We start from the raw sequence: 430 nt of genomic DNA on the forward strand, positions 1-430 counted from the left end.
GCCGGCTTCCTTGGCCGCGACTTCGCCGCCCAGCGTGACGAAGTCGTTATAGGCGATCGTCTGGGCACGGATGAAGCCGCGCTCGAAATCGGTGTGGATGACGCCGGCGGCCTGTGGCGCCTTGGCGCCCTTGTGCACGGTCCAGGCGCGCGTCTCCTTCGGCCCGGCGGTGAAGTAGGTGATGAGCTGCAACAGCTCGTAGCCGGCCCGGATCACCTTGTTGAGACCCGGCTCATCGAGGCCGAGCGAGGCTAGGAATTCCATTTCCTCTTCGTCGGAAAGCTGGGCGACTTCGGCTTCGATCGCCGCCGAGATCACCACGGTGCTGGCGCCCTGCGCGGCAGCCATCTTTTCCACGGCCTTGCTGTGCTCGTTGCCGGTCGCGGCATCGGCCTCGGCGACGTTGCAGACATAAAGCACCGGATGCGAG

Annotated in this window: 1 protein-coding gene; it reads right to left on the bottom strand. The window is 65.6% G+C overall.

Going from position 1 to position 430, the window contains the following annotated elements:
• Positions 1 to 430: DUF933 domain-containing protein (locus EN859_RS35420; RefSeq protein ID WP_135913615.1), on the bottom strand; the 430-nt coding region annotated here is incomplete at both ends.

Origin of the sequence: Mesorhizobium sp. M00.F.Ca.ET.216.01.1.1, assembly GCF_004010325.2 — a bacterium.
In the GTDB taxonomy this organism is placed as follows: domain Bacteria; phylum Pseudomonadota; class Alphaproteobacteria; order Rhizobiales; family Rhizobiaceae; genus Mesorhizobium.